This is a genomic window from Pelomonas sp. Root1217 (assembly GCF_001425705.1).
In the GTDB taxonomy this organism is placed as follows: domain Bacteria; phylum Pseudomonadota; class Gammaproteobacteria; order Burkholderiales; family Burkholderiaceae_C; genus Pelomonas.
This window is the reverse complement of sequence record NZ_LMDC01000028.1, coordinates 534439-549588: the sequence shown is the minus strand read 5'-3', so window position 1 is coordinate 549588 and position 15150 is coordinate 534439. Positions and strand designations below refer to the sequence as shown.

The 15150-nt window shown below is 67.4% G+C and carries 12 protein-coding genes; 11 read left to right on the top strand and 1 reads right to left on the bottom strand.

The features are described from left to right. Positions 1-25 precede the first annotated feature (25 nt). The 10 genes from ASC95_RS22500 (at position 26) to ASC95_RS22455 (ending at position 11629) form a co-directional block, all read left to right on the top strand. Positions 26-1135 carry a hypothetical protein gene (locus tag ASC95_RS22500; RefSeq protein ID WP_082568019.1) on the top strand — a complete coding sequence of 370 codons (1110 nt, stop codon included), beginning with the start codon at positions 26-28 and terminating at the stop codon, positions 1133-1135. After that, positions 1132-2937, top strand: coding sequence for a glycoside hydrolase family 9 protein (locus ASC95_RS22495; protein WP_057299919.1), 1806 nt, complete (start codon positions 1132-1134; stop codon positions 2935-2937). Before ASC95_RS22500 ends, ASC95_RS22495 begins: the two co-directional genes overlap by 4 nt. Before the next feature lie 57 nt (positions 2938-2994). Beyond that, positions 2995-3951 (top strand): RNA polymerase sigma factor SigJ, encoded by a 957-nt coding sequence (sigJ, locus tag ASC95_RS22490; RefSeq protein WP_057300467.1) that lies wholly within the window; start codon positions 2995-2997, stop codon positions 3949-3951. Between the two features lie 43 nt (positions 3952-3994). Further along, positions 3995-4474 (top strand): carboxymuconolactone decarboxylase family protein, encoded by a 480-nt coding sequence (locus ASC95_RS22485; protein WP_057300466.1) that lies wholly within the window; start codon positions 3995-3997, stop codon positions 4472-4474. A gap of 45 nt (positions 4475-4519) precedes the next feature. Continuing rightward, the gene (locus ASC95_RS22480) at positions 4520-5431 is read left to right on the top strand and encodes a hypothetical protein (RefSeq protein ID WP_057299918.1); all 912 of its coding nucleotides are present in this window, start codon (positions 4520-4522) and stop codon (positions 5429-5431) included. A gap of 33 nt (positions 5432-5464) precedes the next feature. Next, positions 5465-6706, top strand: coding sequence for a M28 family metallopeptidase (locus ASC95_RS22475; protein WP_057299917.1), 1242 nt, complete (start codon positions 5465-5467; stop codon positions 6704-6706). Between the two features lie 312 nt (positions 6707-7018). After that, on the top strand, positions 7019-8872 hold the full coding sequence (locus ASC95_RS22470) for a thiamine pyrophosphate-binding protein (protein ID WP_235538016.1): 1854 nt from the start codon (positions 7019-7021) through the stop codon (positions 8870-8872). Beyond that, the gene (locus ASC95_RS22465; protein ID WP_057299916.1) at positions 8869-9657 is read left to right on the top strand and encodes a hypothetical protein; all 789 of its coding nucleotides are present in this window, start codon (positions 8869-8871) and stop codon (positions 9655-9657) included. The genes ASC95_RS22470 and ASC95_RS22465 overlap by 4 nt, the downstream gene beginning before the upstream one ends. Further along, positions 9654-10463 (top strand): citrate/2-methylcitrate synthase, encoded by an 810-nt coding sequence (locus ASC95_RS22460; protein WP_057299915.1) that lies wholly within the window; start codon positions 9654-9656, stop codon positions 10461-10463. Before ASC95_RS22465 ends, ASC95_RS22460 begins: the two co-directional genes overlap by 4 nt. Next, entirely contained in the window at positions 10460-11629 is a 1170-nt protein-coding gene (locus ASC95_RS22455) for a cytochrome P450 (RefSeq protein ID WP_082568016.1), read from the top strand. Before ASC95_RS22460 ends, ASC95_RS22455 begins: the two co-directional genes overlap by 4 nt. Here ASC95_RS22455 and ASC95_RS22450 read toward each other — a convergent pair. Further along, positions 11597-13720, bottom strand: coding sequence for a TonB-dependent siderophore receptor (locus ASC95_RS22450; protein ID WP_057299913.1), 2124 nt, complete (start codon positions 13718-13720; stop codon positions 11597-11599). The two genes, ASC95_RS22455 and ASC95_RS22450, sit on opposite strands and share 33 nt — an antisense overlap. Before the next feature lie 493 nt (positions 13721-14213). On the opposite strand from ASC95_RS22450, the gene ASC95_RS22445 reads away from it, so the two are divergent. Next, complete coding sequence (locus ASC95_RS22445) at positions 14214-15146, top strand: ABC transporter substrate binding protein (protein WP_057299912.1); 933 nt, start codon at positions 14214-14216, stop codon at positions 15144-15146. The last annotated feature ends 4 nt before the right edge of the window (positions 15147-15150 follow it).

The following is a 15150-nucleotide window of genomic DNA, read 5'->3' as shown; positions in this document are numbered from 1 at the left end:
CCACACGACTTCTGTTGAGGCAAACATGCAATCACTCCGGATCGGCTCCTGTGCGGCCCTCGCCCTGTTGAGCCTGTCTTCGCTGGCCTTTGCGGCCGGCAGCAACGCGGCCAAGGGCACGGCCTTTGTGCAGGACGGCTGGCTGTACACCAAGACCGAGACTGCAAGTGGCCAGGCCCTGGTGACGGCCGTGCAGCCGGCCGCCGCCAGCGGTGTCATCCCCGTGGGGGACTCGCGCGTCTGGGGCAATGTCTTCGACAAGAACCGCAAGCTGACGGTCGCCCAGTGGCAGGCCGTGCTCAGCATGGACGCCTATCCCGAGAACGGCACCACCAACTACCAGGACGTCGGGCCATGGCGTTATTGCGAGGTGGACTACGAGGCCAGCGTCGGCATCTCGGACTACCGCGGCAACACCTTCGGCCCGGTCGGCGTGACGACGGTGGGCGATTTCCCTGACTACTTCAAGAACGCCTTCGCCCCCTATGTGCTGGGCAAGACGGGTGCGACCAACACCGACATGAAGAACTGGGGCGTGCAGGTCACCGGCGTGTCGGCCAGCAACTTCAAGGCCGACGACTCGCAGCTGGATCCCTATCCCAACCTCAGCCGCTCCAACTCCACCAAGCGCGCGGCTCTGACCAAGATCTGCAAGGCCCTGCAGTCGGCCTTCGACACCCAGCAGGACAAGTATGTGATGAGCCACTACGCGCACATCAACAACGACAAGCTGCTGCCGGTGCTCAGTGCCCTCAAGGGCATCGGCTTCACGGCCTTCGACAAATACAACCTCGTGGGCCTGGCCTTCCAGGTGCAGGTCAACACCGGTTCCATCAGCAGCGTGTCGGCCTTCAGCTCGGTCAAGAACGCCGGCAACTGCGGCAGCCTGAGCGCCGAGACCTGCTTCGCCACCTACCTGACCGACCAGTACATCCGCTGGCTCAAGTCCAGCAGCCTCGGCGACGATGCGGGCAACTGCTGGCGTGCCAGCATGGCCCTGGACATCTACAAGAAGAACCCGGCCATGAACAGCGTCAGCACGGTCAACTCGGTCATCAACAGCAGCTACCCGAACAACAGCGGCAAGTGCCCGACTTCGGGCATCAAGTGGTCCAAGAACATGGCATGGGAATGAAGCGAATCCTGATTGCGGCGGCCCTGGCGGCCGCCATGCCGCTGGCCGTTGCCGCCGAGGCGGCTGCGCCGGTGACGACGGTCTCGGTGCAACTGCCCACCGAGCCGCTGCTGGTGCAGATCAACCAGGTGGCGCTGGAACGCGTCGGCCCCAAACGGGCCGTCGTCGAGTCCACGGGCCCGGCGCAAGCCGGGCGCTACCGTGTGTTGGCCGGCGCCAAGGTCGTCGCCCAGGGCGAACTGAAGGCCTTGCCCGAGTTCTCGGCCTGGGGCGCGGGCAAGCGCTACTTCGAGGTGGACTTCTCGGCGCTGCAGGCGCCGGGCGTCTACCGCGTCGAGGCCACGCTGGGTGGCGCACGGGTGCTGTCCGCGCCCGTGCGAGTGCGTGACCAGGCGCTGTTCACGACCATCGCCGACAAGACGCTGGACTACTTCCACCGCAGTCGCCACACGGGCAAGGGTGACAGCCGCATCCGCATCTTCGAGACCAACCGCTTCGTCGACGTGCATGGCGGCTGGAAGGATGCCGGCGGCGACACGGGCAAGTATTTGTCCCACCTCGGCTACGCCAACTTCTTCAACCCGCAGCAGACGTCGATGGCGGCCTGGGTGCTGGCCTACACAGCGCACACCTCGGCCGACCTCTACCGCCGCGCGGGCCTGCTCAAGCGCGCCGAGACCGAGGCCTTCTGGGGTGCCGACTATCTGCACCGCATCCTCGACGCGGAGGGCTATTTCTACACGACGGTGTTCGACAAATGGGGCGACGAGAAAGCCGAGCGCATGATCGTCGGCTACGAGGGCGAGGACGGCAGATACACCCGGCTCTACCGCTCGGCCTACCGTGCGGGGGGCGGCATGGCCATCGCGGCGCTGGCGCGGGCCTCGCTGCTGGCCAAGCAGTCGGGGCGACAGGGCGAGTTCAGCGGCGCGACCTATCTGGCCGACGCAATCAAGGCCTTCGATCATCTGCAGCAGTTCAACGCGCAGTACACGGCCAATGGCGTCGAAAACATCATCGACGATTACGCGGCTTTGATGTCCGCCACCGAGTTGTTCAACGCCACGCGCGAGCCGCGCTTCCTCGACGCCGCGCGTCTGCGAGCCGAAAGCCTGATGGGCCGCCAGACGGCTGCCGGTGGCTTCATCAGCGATGGCGGCACGCGGCCGTATTACCACGCGGTCGAAGCGGGTCTGCCGGTGCTGAGCCTGGCCTACTACCTCGAAGTCGAGACGCAGGAGGCGCGTCGCGGCCGCACGACCGCGACCATCGCGGCGGCGCTGAAGTACGAGATCGCCATCACGCAGAGCGTCTCCAACCCCTATGGCTATGCGCGCCAGGCCTTCCAGCTCGCGCTGAACGGCAAGGCCGAAGGCGAGGTGATGGAGGGCTTCTTCATCCCGCACAAGAACGAGACCGGCTACTGGTGGCAGGGCGAGAGCGCACGGCTGGCCTCGCTGAGCACGGCCATGGCCGTTGCCGGTCGCCAGCTCGGTGCCGGCATGCCGGAGGGTTGGGCCGGTTATGCGCAGAGCCAGCTCGACTGGACGTTGGGCCGCAACCCCTATGGCATCTCCATGCTCTACGGCTTTGGCAAACGCAACCCGCCGACAGTGGCATCCAGCGCCGGCGACATGTTCGCCGGTGGCATCTCCAACGGCATCACCGGTGCGGTGGGTAGTGACACCGGCGAGGGCATCGCCTTTGGACCCGGGCCCGACGGCGAGCAGTGGCGCTGGGTGGAGCAGTGGATTCCGCATTCAGCCTGGATGCTGCTAGCGGCGGTCGCAACAGCGCGCTGATGTCACAAACGTGGGATCTGTTTCGTCAGGAGGGAGTTGAACCACGAAACTTCCGCCATGACCGACGATCTCTCGCCCACTGCCCGCGCCCTGCGCTACGACCGTGACCACGCGCGCCGCCTGCGCGCGCTGGCCTACCGCATGCTCGGCTCGCGCGCCGAAGCCGAAGACATCGTGCAGGAGGCCTGGCTGCGCTGGGCCGAGGTGGATGTAGCCACCGTCCAGCACGAGGGCGCCTTCCTGTCGCGGCTGGTGACCAACCTGTGCCTGGACAAGCTGCGCTCGGCCGCCGTGCAGCGCGAGCACTATGTGGGCGTCTGGCTGCCGGAGCCCATGCTGGAGGACGAAGCCCTGTTCGGCTGGACGCCCGGGCCCGAGAAGCAGGCGGAGTTCGCCCAGGACGTGTCCATCGCCTTCATGCTGGCGCTGGAGCGCCTGTCACCGCTGGAGCGCGCGGCCTTCCTGCTGCACGACGTGTTCGACCTCGACTACGACGAGATCGCCCGCCACCTGGACCGCAACGAGGCCAGTTGCCGCCAGCTCATCAGCCGGGCGCGCAAGAACATCAAGGCCGACTATGCGCGCCGCGAGGTGGCCAAGGAGGAGGCCGACCGGCTGGTGACCGCCTTCATGGACGCGGTGCGCAGCCAGGACGTGTCGGCCCTGGCCCAGTTGCTGAGCGAGGACGCCGTGCTGATGGCCGATGGCGGCGGCAAGGTCAGCGCGGTGCCCAAGCCGCTGCATGGCGGCGCCGTCATCGCACGCACCTTCATCGGCTTTGCGCAGATGTCCACCAGCCAGGGCTGGCGGCTGGTGCCCACCACGGTCAACGGCCTGCCCGGCCTGCTGATCGTCGACGACAGCGCCGGCGGCCGCCTCGTGCAGACCATCGCGCTCGCGCCGGCCGCCGAGCCGGGCCAGGTCGGTGCCGTCTACATCCAGCGCAACCCCGACAAACTCGCCGCGATCGCCGCGCGTGTCACAACCGGCGAGGCTGATCCGTCTTGTGTATGAGGCCGGCGATTTCGCCGGCCCGCAACACCCTAAGGACATCATCATGAGCACGCACCAAGCCCGCCTCGACTACTTCCGCCAGTCCGCCGACCTGTCCAAGAAGTACCTGGACTTCAGCATGGCCTTCCGCATGGACAAGACGCTGGCCGTGCTGATCGACATCCGCGCGTCGCAGCTCAACGGCTGCGCCTTCTGTCTGGACATGCACGTCAAGCAGGCCAAGATGCACGGCGAGCGCGAGCTGCGCCTGCACCACGTCGCCATCTGGCGCGAGTCGCCGCTGTTCACGCCCAAGGAGCGTGCCGCCCTGGCATGGACGGAGCTGTTGACGCGCATCCCGGCCGAAGGCGTCTCCGACGCTGCCTATGTCGAGGTCAGCGAGCATTTCCCGCCCGAGGAACTGTCAGAGCTGACTTGGCGCGTTGCTGCCATCAACGGCTGGAATCGCATGAATGTGGCGGTGCGCAATGTGCCGGGCTCGGCGGACAAGATGTTCGGGCTGGACAAGGCGGGCCTGAACTGAGTGGCAGCTAGGATCGCGCGCACTTCTTTTCGGAGGTGTGTCGCGATGCTGGACGTCGAGGTGGTGCGGACGCTGTCGATGGAGACGGGTTCAGGTGCGGGCCACCTCAGCGCCGCCAGCGGGTTGGTGCGCGTGGGGCAGCGGCTCTATGTCGTCGCCGATGACGAGCTCCAGTTGGCCGTGTTCGGTTTGGTTGGCGACGCGCCCGGCTCGCTGCGCCGGCTCTTTGACGGCGAGTTGCCGGCGGCCCACAAGGCCCGCAAAAAGGCCAAGCCGGACCTGGAGGCGCTGGCGCAGTTGCCACCCTGCCAAAGCTGGCCACAGGGCGCGTTGCTGGTCTTGGGCTCGGGCTCACGCCCCCAGCGTCAGCGTGCGGCGCTGCTGGCATGCGACGAGGTGGGTGATCTCCGGGGCGCTGTGCGCGAACTTGACTTGTCCGCCTTGTACGCGCCGCTGCACGTACAGCACGAACACCTGAATATCGAGGGCGCCTTTGTCGGTGGAGGTCGGTTCTGCCTGCTGCAGCGGGGCAATGCCACCAACGCGGCCAATGTGCTGATCACTTTCGACTGGCTGGCCGTTCAGGCCTGGCTCAGCGGCACCGCACCAGCGCCGGAGCCGGTCTCCAGCGCGCCCTATGACCTCGGCAGCATCGACGGCGTGCCTTTGTGCTTTACGGACGGCGCCGCCTTGCCCGACGGCCGCTGGGTGTTCTGCGCGGCAGCGGAAGCGACCGATGACAACTACGCGGACGGGCCTTGCCGTGGATCGGCCGTCGGCGTAGTTGCCGCTGACGGTCAGCTGCGCGCCGTGTTGCCGCTGTCCTTGCGATGCAAGGCCGAGGGGATTGCTGCGACCGTCGAGAACGGTGTGCTGCAACTGTTGCTGGTGACCGACCCGGACGATCGCGCTGCGCCGGCCCTGCTGCTGTCGGCGAACCTGGCGCTGCCGGCCTAGGATGCGTGCCTGCCCGATTCAACTCCGCCAGCCATGTCCTTCAAGACCGCCACTGTCGTCGTCGCACTGCTCGCCGCCGGTCAGGCCCAGGCGCAAGCCGCCGATTCGGCCGACCCCGTCGCCACCCTTGTCAACCACCTTGACCTCGAGAAGTACAAAGCGACGATCAAAGGCCTGACCCAGTTCGGTGACCGCCGCCAAGGCACGGCGCGCAACCGGGCAGCGCTGGACTGGGTCGAGACGCAGTTGAAGAGCTATGGCTGCACGAACACCGAGCGGCTGCAGTACTCCTTCACCGAACCTGCCAAACGCACGCCGGCCGCACCCCGTGACCCGCTGGCTGGTGGACCAGCCGGGCAGGGCGGCAGCACGCTGTTCGGCAAGCGCGCGCCCATCGGCGTGAACACCGATCCGCTGGCGCAGCCCGACGAGCGCCTGCGCAAGCTGAACGCCGAGCCGACGCCCGAGGGCACTTCGCTGCGCGAGAACGTCTATTGCACCAAGGTCGGCGCCACGCGGCCGGACGAGATGTACATCGTCGGCGCGCACATGGATGGCATCGGCTGGGGCGAGGCGGCCAACGACAACGGCTCGGGCACGGCCCTGGTCATGGAGCTGGCGCGCATCTTCAGCCTGCCGGGCGTGACGACCGAACGCTCCATCCGCTTCGTGCTGTGGAACAACGAGGAGACCGGCCTGAACGGCGCCCATGCCTATGTTGCCCAGCGCAAGGACCTGCAGGGCATCGAGTCGCCCAAGGGCTCGGGGCTTTACCCCGAGCCGAAGTGGCTGGGCATGATCCAGCACGACATGATGATGTTCGACCACGGCATGCCCGTGCCCAAGCTGGACGCGGCGGGCAAGCCAGTGCTGGATGCCAAGGGCCAGCCGGTCTACGCGCCGCCCAAGGAGCAGCGTGCCGAGGCCGACGTGAACATCGAGTACCAGTCCACGTCCCGGTTCGCGGATGCGGCGGCCAAGCTGGCCTGGCATTTCCGCGCGGCCAACGACCGGTACGCGACGAACTACCCGGCGGCCGTAGGCTTTCACATGACCAATACCGACTCGACACCGTTCATGGACGAAGTGCCGGCGATCTCGCTGCGCGAGAACGAGCGCGGCCAGCAGATTGGTGCCGGCTGGAACCCGCACTGGCACCAGCCGAGCGACCTGTTCGTGAACTACTCGGACAAGGACTTCCTGCTCGGCCTCAACGCGGCACAGACAACACTCGCAGCTGTCGCGCAACTTACGGGAGCGAAGGTCAAGCCTTGACCCCGTGACGTCCTGCCGCCCGCATTTGCGGGGATGCGAAATTGTTGCAACTAGATACAGTTGCGGTTGTTGTGCGGTTGCGGAAACGTATTCATGCGCAGCCATTAGATGTTGCAGGGCCAGGTGTAGTCAGCGCCGGCGCCCCAAGCGCACGCAGGGAGGGGCAAGGTCGTTCGGGTGTTTGCCCGGCGGCCGTTCGGGGTCCACCGTGGGTGGATTCATCTCTCCCGATGTCGTGCCGACAAGCAGGTGCATGGCGCTGTTCGCAGCGCCATGCGGCCTTCCGGTGCGGTGTCTATCGACTGCTGCAACGTGGAATCAAATACTGCTCTCGCCCCGTTCTATACCGAGGCGTCCCATCCGGCGTCGGATGGGGCGCGCGAACCTGCCGCGCGCGACGCAGCGGACCTGCTCGTCGATGCGCTGGCCGCGCTGGGCGTGGAATACGTCTTCGGCGTGCCGGGTGGCGCCATCGAGCCGCTCTACAACGCCCTCGCGCGCAGCGCCCGCCGCGGTGGCCCACAGGCCGTCGTGGCCCGCAACGAACAAGGTGCGGCTTACATGGCCGACGGCTATGCCCGCGAGACCGGCCGCATCGGCGTGTGCATCGCCACCTCCGGGCCGGGTGCCACCAACCTGATCACCGGCGTGGCCTGCGCCTATGACAACAACGTGCCGATGCTGGTCATCACCGGCCAGCCGCCGATCAAGAATTTCGGCAAGGGCGCGCTGCAGGAGTCCAGCTGCACCGGCATCAACACGATGGCGATGTTCCGCCCGTGCACGCGCTACAACTCGCTGGTCTCGCATGTCGAGCAACTGCCCACCAAGCTCTTCAATGCACTGATGCAGGCCCAGCGCGCACCGAGCGGGCCGAGCCACCTGTCCATCCCGGTGGACATCCTGCGCGAACCCCTGCCCGACGACATGGAGACGCCGGACTTCGCCGGCCTGCTGCGCCGCGCGCCGGCCATGGTCGACCTTCCCGCCGTGCGCCAGCTCGCACGCCTGCTGTTCTCGGCCCGCCAGCCCGTCTGGTTGATCGGTGACGGTTGCGGCGATGCCGCCAACGAATTGATGCAGCTGGTGCAGCTGACCGACGGCAGCTTCATCACGACGCCTGACGGCAAGGGCTTCATCAACCCGCGCCACCCGCGTTACCGCGGCGTGTTCGGTTTTGGTGGCCACGCCAGCGCGGCCGAGCTGCTGTCGAGCGAGCCTGACCTGGTCATCGCCCTGGGCACGGGCTTTGGCGAGTTCAACAGCGGGGGCTGGTCGGCCGCGCTGCTGAACAGCCGCCTCGTCCACGTGGACGACAGCGACGAGAACCTGATGCGCTCGCAAATGGCGCGGCTGCATGTGCGCGGCCACATCAAGTCGGTCTGCGAGCAACTGATGACGCTGCTGGCGCCATCGCAGAACGGTCCGGAAGGGCAGCTGCTGCCTTTCATGCATCCGCAGACGGCGCGCCAGGCCTATGAGGCCATGGTCGACAGCCCGCAAGCCATCCACAGCGACAGCGCGCCGGTGAAGCCGCAGCGCCTGCTGGCGACCTTGAGCGAGCGCTGCCCGCCGCAGACCCGTTTCGTAGCCGACGCCGGCAACAGCGCGGCCTGGGCCGTGCACTACCTGGCGCCGCATGACCAGCGCGCCCGCATGCCGGGTGGCGCCTATCTGCCGGCCGGCAAGGAAAGGCGCACGCGCAGTTCCAGCTGGCTGCGCGTGACGATGGACTTCGCGCCCATGGGCTGGGCCATCGGCTCCGCCGTCGGCATTGCGATGGCCAACCGGCGCTGCCCGGTCGTCTGCCTGACGGGAGACGGCAGCTACCTGATGAACGGCCAGGAGATCACGGTGGCCGCTGAGCTGGGCCTGCCGGTGCTCTATGTGGTGCTCAACGACGGGGCCCTGGGCATGGTCAAGCATGGCCAGCGCCTGGCCGGCGCAGAACCCATCGGCTTCCAGCTGCCCAAGGTCGACTTCGCCATGATGGCCGCTGCCATGGGCATCCCCGGACACGTGATCCGCTCGCCAAAGGACCTGGACGCGCTGGACTTCGACGCGCTGCTGTCGCGCCAGGGGCCGACGCTGCTGGACATCCGCATCGACGGCGAGGAAGTGCCGCCGATGAACCTGCGTATGAAGACGCTGGGAACGGCGCGATGACAGCGCAGGTCCGAACGCGCATCTGGCACGAGGAACCGGAACCCGACAACAGCTTCGCCGCTCGCCGCGCGCTCTGCCACGGCTATGACGTCTATGGCGACATGCTGGGTCAAGCACGCTGGGTGGACATGCTCTTTCTGTTGTTCCGCGGCGAAGCACCGTCCGCCGGGCAGGCGCGAATGCTGGAGGCGTTGGCCCTTGCGCTGTCCAACCCTGGGCCGCGCGATGCGGCGGTGCATGCCGCGATGTGCGCCGGCGTTGGCGGCTCGACCGCTGCCGCGGCGCTGATCGCCGCACTGTCGGTGGGCGCCGGCAAGGCAGGCGGTGCGCGTGAGGTCTGGGCCGCGATACAGCTGTTCAAAGACTGCGGCCGCAGCCCGTCTGCCTGGGAGCGTGCGCTGGCCACACCGGCTGCCGAGCGCGCCGGCATCTGGCCGCAGGCCGACCACCCACCAGGGTTCGAGCTGCATGCTGCACGGTGCGGCGGCGTCGTTGAGCGGACGCTGCAGGTGCTCGCCGCGCTGAGCGACGGCCCCTGCCTGCCCTGGCTGCTCCAGAGCCGGGTCCCGCTGGAAGCCGCCGCGGGCCGTGGCCTGGCCATGACTGGCGTCGCCGCCGCCGCCTTTGTCGACCTGGGCTTCACGCCCGACCAGGGCGAAATGCTGCACCTGCTGCTGCGGCTGCCCGGCGCGGCCGCGCATGCGCTGGAACAAAAGGAGTTGGGCCACAAGAGCTTCCCGTTCTTCGCCCTGGACCTGCAGGACGATCCGCGAGGTGAGGCATGAACGGACCCGAAGCACTGGTGAGCAGCGCTGACCGCATGAGCACCCGTATGGGCCAGGCCTTCGTCGGCACCCGCGCCGTCTTCCGCGGCCAGGACCTGCATGCCGAGCTGCGTCATCTGGACTGGATGGCGCTGTATGTGCTCGGCATCACTGGGCGCCATCACACCGAGCCGCAGATCAAGCTGCTGCATGCCCTGTGGGTCTGCACCAGCTACCCGGACGCGCGCATCTGGAACAACCGCACGGCCGCGCTGGCCGGCTCGGTACGCAGCACGCCGGGCCTGGGCATCGCAGCGGCGCTGGCGATGTCAGAGGCCACCATCTATGGCGGCCACCCCTATGTCAGCAGCATCGACTTCCTGATCCGCGCGCAGCAGCATGGCATCGGAGCCTTGAACGAGTTCGTCGACGCCGAGTTGGCGAAGGGCCGCATCTACGGCTACGGCCGCCCGATCGCCAGCATCGACGAGCGCCTGCCTTGGGTGCTGGGCATTGCCCGCGAACTTCGGCTGGACGACGGCCCGCATCTGCACATCGCGCTCGAAGTCGAGCGGCTGCTGGTGCAGTGCAATCCCAAGCTGCGCATGAACTACGCGGCGCTGATGTCAGCCCTGTGCGCCGACCTGGGCTTCTCGCCGACCGAGATGCACCACTTCCAGGTGCCGGTGTTCCTGGCCGGCATGTCGCCTTGCTTCATCGAGGCCGCCGAGCGGGCGCCGGGCACGGTGTTCCCGATGTCTTGCGCCCACATCGCCTATGAAGGTCCGGCCGAACGCCGCTGGCCCACTGCTCCATCACAACCATGACCGCACACATGAACCCTTACCCGCACTACGCGCACATGCGCGCCACGACACCCGTGCATTTCAACGACGCGCTGGGTGTCTGGGAGGTTTACGGCTACCACGACATCCAGACGGTGCTGGGCGATGCGAAGACCTTTTCGTCGGACCTGTCGGACGGCAAGATGATGGTCTTCATGGACCCGCCGCGGCACACGCAGTTCCGCCGCCTGGTGGCGCGCGCCTTCACGAGCAAGGTCGTTGCTGACCTGGAGCCCAGTGTGAAGGCCATCACCGATGAGCTGCTGGACCGTGTGGAGAGCACCGGCCGCATGGACCTCGTCAGCGACCTGGCCTTCACGCTGCCGGTCACGGTGATCGCCGAGTTGCTGGGCCTGCCGGTGGCTGACCGCGACAAGTTCAAGCAATGGTCGGTGCCTGCGATCCGCGCCGCGGAGATGGAGCTGATGGGCCAGGTGCCGGCGCCCGAGCTGACGCAGGCCGTCGACGAACTCGACGCCTACCTCGCCGACCTCATCGAGAAGCGTCGCGACACGCCCCGCCAGGACCTCGTCAGCGGCCTGCTGGCTGCAGAAGTAGAAGGCGAGAAGCTCACGCTGCAGGAAGTCGCCAGCACCTGCCGGCTGCTGCTCATCGCCGGCTTCGAGACCACGGCCAACCTCATCGGCAACACGCTGCAGCTGCTGCTGTCCCATCCCAAAGCGCTCGCCCAGCTGATCGCGGACCCCGGACTGCTCCCGTCGGCCATTGAAGAAGCGCTGCGCTTCAACACGCCGTTCCAGTTCTTCGCCCGCATCGCCAAGTGCGACGTGGTGCTGGGCGGCCAGCTCATCAAGGCCGGCCAGCAGGTGATGACCTTCAACGCCTCGGGCAACCGTGACGAGTCGGCCTTCCCGCACGCGGACAGCTTCGACATCACTCGCACCGTCAACCGGCACCTGAGCTTCGGCCATGGCATCCACTATTGCCTCGGCGCAGGCTTGGGCCGGCTGGAAGCGCGCGTGGCCATCGCCACCTTGCTGCGTCGCTTCAGCGGGTTGCGCCTGGACGAGCAACGCGCGGCCGAGCCGCTGTCGTCGTTCGTGCTGTTCGGCTTCAGCAGCCTGCCGGTGCGCTTCGAGGCCTCGGAGGTGACCTCAGAGGTGGTAGGCGGCCTGAACGTAGAGTGAACGCCGCGCCAGCGGGATGTCGCCCGGCAGGGCCAGCCCGGGCGCCATGCTGGGCTCGCGGGCGTCGGCGTTGAACAGGTTGCGCACCGAGACCGCGAAGTCCCAGGCGCCCTTGCCACTGCTCTTGCCATTGCCGGTGCGCAAGGTGATGTCCGCGGTGGTGTAGTCAGGGATGGGTGCTCGCACGTCGCCCGCGGAGCGCTTGCGCTCGGCCACGTAGTTGACCTGCCCGCTGAGCAGCCAGCCGTTCACGATGCTCCAGTCGGCCCGGGCGTTCAGGTGCTGGCGCGGTGCATAGCCCGCGTCAGTGCCCGTCATGTCCTCGGTGGAGCGTTGCAGGGCCAGGTTGCCACTCAGGCGCAGCTTGCGCGTCACGTCCCATTGCGCGTCCAGTTCCAGGCCAGTCCCGTGCTGGGCGCCGATGTTGTTGAACTGGGCCGTCCCGCCGCCGGTGTCGCTCGTGCGGATGATGTCCTTCATGTCGTAGCGGAACAGGCTCAGGTTGAGCTGGGTGTCAGAGCGGACTTGCCAGGAAAACGCCCCCTCCCAGGTGCTGATCGTCTCGGGCTTCAACGCGTCGTTGCCGCGGATGACGGGATTGTTGATGCTGTACTGCTCGGTGAAAGCCGGCGCGCGGAAGGCGCGTCCGTACAGCAACTTGACCGTAAGGTCGAGGTTGGCGTCCCACACCAGCGCCGCGCGCGGGTTGGTGGTGCTGCCGAAATCCGAGTAGCGGTCGTGGCGCAGGCCCGCCGTCAGCGTCCAATCCTTGGCCACGCTCCATTCGTCCTGTACGTACAGGTAGCTCACCGCGCGTCGGTGCGGCTCGGCGAAGGACTCCGCGGGGGGGAATTCCTGGACCTGGCCGCTGGGCAGCGGCACGGGCAGGCCGACAGCGGGGCCGCTGGGGATGATGGTGAAGTTCTTGAACTCCTGCGTGCGGTACATGTCGAGGTCGTCATGCCCGACGCCGATGCGCAGGTTGTGGCCCTTGAAGCCGCCGTAGGACGCTACGGCCGCAAGCCGGATCTGCCGCTCCCAGGTATTGGGCGCGCCCAGCATGCCCTTGGGAAACGATCCACCAAAGGCGCCTGGCGGGAACAGTTGCAGCGGCACGTTGAAGGTCTGCTTGTAGTGCAGGTAGCTGGCCGTCGCGGTGCCTCGCCAGTCGCTGCCGAGCTCGATGTCCGACCAGGAGAAGTCCGAGGTAACTCGCTCGATCCTGTAGCGCCCGACCGGGTCCAGCGCACCGGCGACGCCGGCGCCCGTCTGCAGATCGTCGCGCAGCTTGTAGCTGCCGCGCAGGCGCAGCTTGTCGCGGCTGACGTCGGCGTTGGCATCCAGGGCCTTGAAGCCGACGTTCATGGACCCGGGCGCCAGGCTGGCCTTGGTGCCGAAGAGGCCGTCCAGAAAGCTCTGCTGGTCGGCGCCGACGATCTCGCGCTGGCCATCGGTGCTGCCGACGCGCAGGTAAGCGGCCACGTCATAGCTGCCCACCTTTCCGCCGTATTGCAGCCAGCCGTCCCGGCTGCGGAACGAGCCCAGGCGGGCGCCGATATCCGTGCCCGCCACGTCGGCCGCCGTCTTGGTGATGACGTTGATGACGCCCGAGAACGCGTCGGCGCCATAGAGCGCCGAGCCCGGCCCGCGGATGATCTCGATGCGGGCGATGTTCTCCACCGGCATGTCGCCCCAGCCCAGGCCGCGGTTGCCGACGAACAGGGTGGTCAGTGGCACGCCGTTGAGCAGCATCAGCGTTTGGGCATTGAATTCGCTGTGGATGCCTCGGATCAGGTACAGCGGCGCAAAGGAGTTGTTGCTGCGGCTGACATGGATGCCGGGCACGCTCTCCAGCACCTCGTCGATGCCCGTCGCGCCCATCGCGGCAATGTCCTGGGCAGTGATCACCGTGGCGACGGCGGGTGCGCGGCGCAAGGCCTGGGCTGCGCCGGTGGCGATGCTGATGGTCGTCTTGTCGCCGTAGATCTGCGCCAGTTCCTCTTCCTCGCTCGGTGGCTGCGCAAACGCGGCCGGCAGCCCGGCTGCCCAGCAGACGCCGCATAGGATCACCAAGCCAAAGAAAGGTCTCATCGCCAGCGTCTCCGAGGTGGAGGGTGAATGGGCGCGTATTGTGCTGTCACCCCGGGGTGGTCCAGCGAGTGGCGTCAGGGACTGTGGCGTGATCGTGAACTCCTCCCGGAGTGGCGCGCATAAGGCCGGTGGCCGTCTGCATAATGCCCCACCCTGCGCCCGGCGTCGGAACGCCTAGAGCCCCATTGATTGCCTCCGGTTGCCCATCGAAAGCCCCTTGCCATGCGCCATTGCGACGGGCTTTCGGCGGTGCCCGGCCGGTCCGTGCCGGCGTGCACCTGCCTCGGCATCTGCAACCTGTTCATGCTTGAACCGCTGCTGCGCAGTGGCTCGTCGAGGACGACGCTGTTCGTCGTCGCGCGCCGCTGTTCCGGCCCTGTTCCGCCATGGCGCGCGGGCCTTTGCATAATGCCGCCCACCCCTCCCGACCCTGCCACACAGCGTTCTTCTTTTGACTGAGCCCGGTTGCCTCCGCCCCGCCACGCGCCGCGCCTTGTTGCAACAGGCCCTGGGCGGTGCCGTGGTGTTGACCGGCGGTTCAGCCGCGGCGGCGGAGCTCGGGCGCTCGCTGGTGGTTGTCTACCCGGAGCTCGGCGAGCCCTTTCGCCAGGTCTTCACCACCATCATCGAAGGCATCGAGGACAGGCTCGGCGGCGCGGTCACGACCTTCACGTTGGCCAGCAACGCCAATCCGGCACAGGTCGCCGACGACGTGCGCAAGCGAGACGTCAAGGTATTGATCGGCCTCGGGCGCGGCGGCATGCGCGTCGCGGCGGCGCTGGCCGACGAACTGGCCGTGATGGTCGGCTGCGTCGTGTCGGTTCAGGAGTCCGAGGCTCGCAACTTTCCCATCCACACACTGGCGCCCGACCCGGCCCTGCTGCTCGCACGGCTGCGGCGCCTGAAGCCGTCCATGCGTCGTGTGCATTTGGTCTACGACCCCAAGCTGAACGCTTGGCTGGTAAAGCTGGCGCGCGAGGCGGCCCGCACCGAAGGGCTGGAGCTGCTGGCCCAGGAAGCCGCCGACCAGGCCGAGGCTCTGCGTGCCTACACCCAGTTGCTGGCCTCGGCCGACCCGGCCCGCGATGCCGTCTGGCTGCCGCAGGACCCGACGACCGTGGATGACAACGTCGTGCTCACGCTGGTACTCAAGGAAGGCTGGAACCGCAATATCGCGGTGTTCTCCAGCCACCTGGCGCATGTGAAGCGCGGCGCGTTGTTTTCGCTCTACCCGGACAACCATGAGCTCGGGCGTTCACTGGCCGTGTCTGCCCAACGCCTCGCGTCCAACCCCAAATCGGGCGCGGCGGGTGTGCTGCCGTTGCGCCAGGCCCGCGCCGCCATCAACATCCGCACCGCCGCGCACCTGGGGCTTGACGTCGCCTCCGTGCAGTCGGGATTCGATCTGGTCTACCCCTCCAGCTGAGGTT

Excerpts from the sequence above, each read along its gene's own strand:
- ASC95_RS22455 (WP_082568016.1), top strand. The coding sequence starts at position 10,460 with ATGACCGCACACATGAACCCTTACCCGCACTACGCGCACATGCGCGCC.
- sigJ (WP_057300467.1), top strand. The coding sequence starts at position 2,995 with ATGACCGACGATCTCTCGCCCACTGCCCGCGCCCTGCGCTACGACCGT.
- ASC95_RS22475 (WP_057299917.1), top strand. The coding sequence starts at position 5,465 with ATGTCCTTCAAGACCGCCACTGTCGTCGTCGCACTGCTCGCCGCCGGT.
- ASC95_RS22460 (WP_057299915.1), top strand. The coding sequence starts at position 9,654 with ATGAACGGACCCGAAGCACTGGTGAGCAGCGCTGACCGCATGAGCACC.
- ASC95_RS22480 (WP_057299918.1), top strand. The coding sequence starts at position 4,520 with ATGCTGGACGTCGAGGTGGTGCGGACGCTGTCGATGGAGACGGGTTCA.
- ASC95_RS22485 (WP_057300466.1), top strand. The coding sequence starts at position 3,995 with ATGAGCACGCACCAAGCCCGCCTCGACTACTTCCGCCAGTCCGCCGAC.
- ASC95_RS22500 (WP_082568019.1), top strand. The coding sequence starts at position 26 with ATGCAATCACTCCGGATCGGCTCCTGTGCGGCCCTCGCCCTGTTGAGC.
- ASC95_RS22495 (WP_057299919.1), top strand. The coding sequence starts at position 1,132 with ATGAAGCGAATCCTGATTGCGGCGGCCCTGGCGGCCGCCATGCCGCTG.
- ASC95_RS22450 (WP_057299913.1), bottom strand. The coding sequence starts at position 13,720 with ATGAGACCTTTCTTTGGCTTGGTGATCCTATGCGGCGTCTGCTGGGCA.
- ASC95_RS22465 (WP_057299916.1), top strand. The coding sequence starts at position 8,869 with ATGACAGCGCAGGTCCGAACGCGCATCTGGCACGAGGAACCGGAACCC.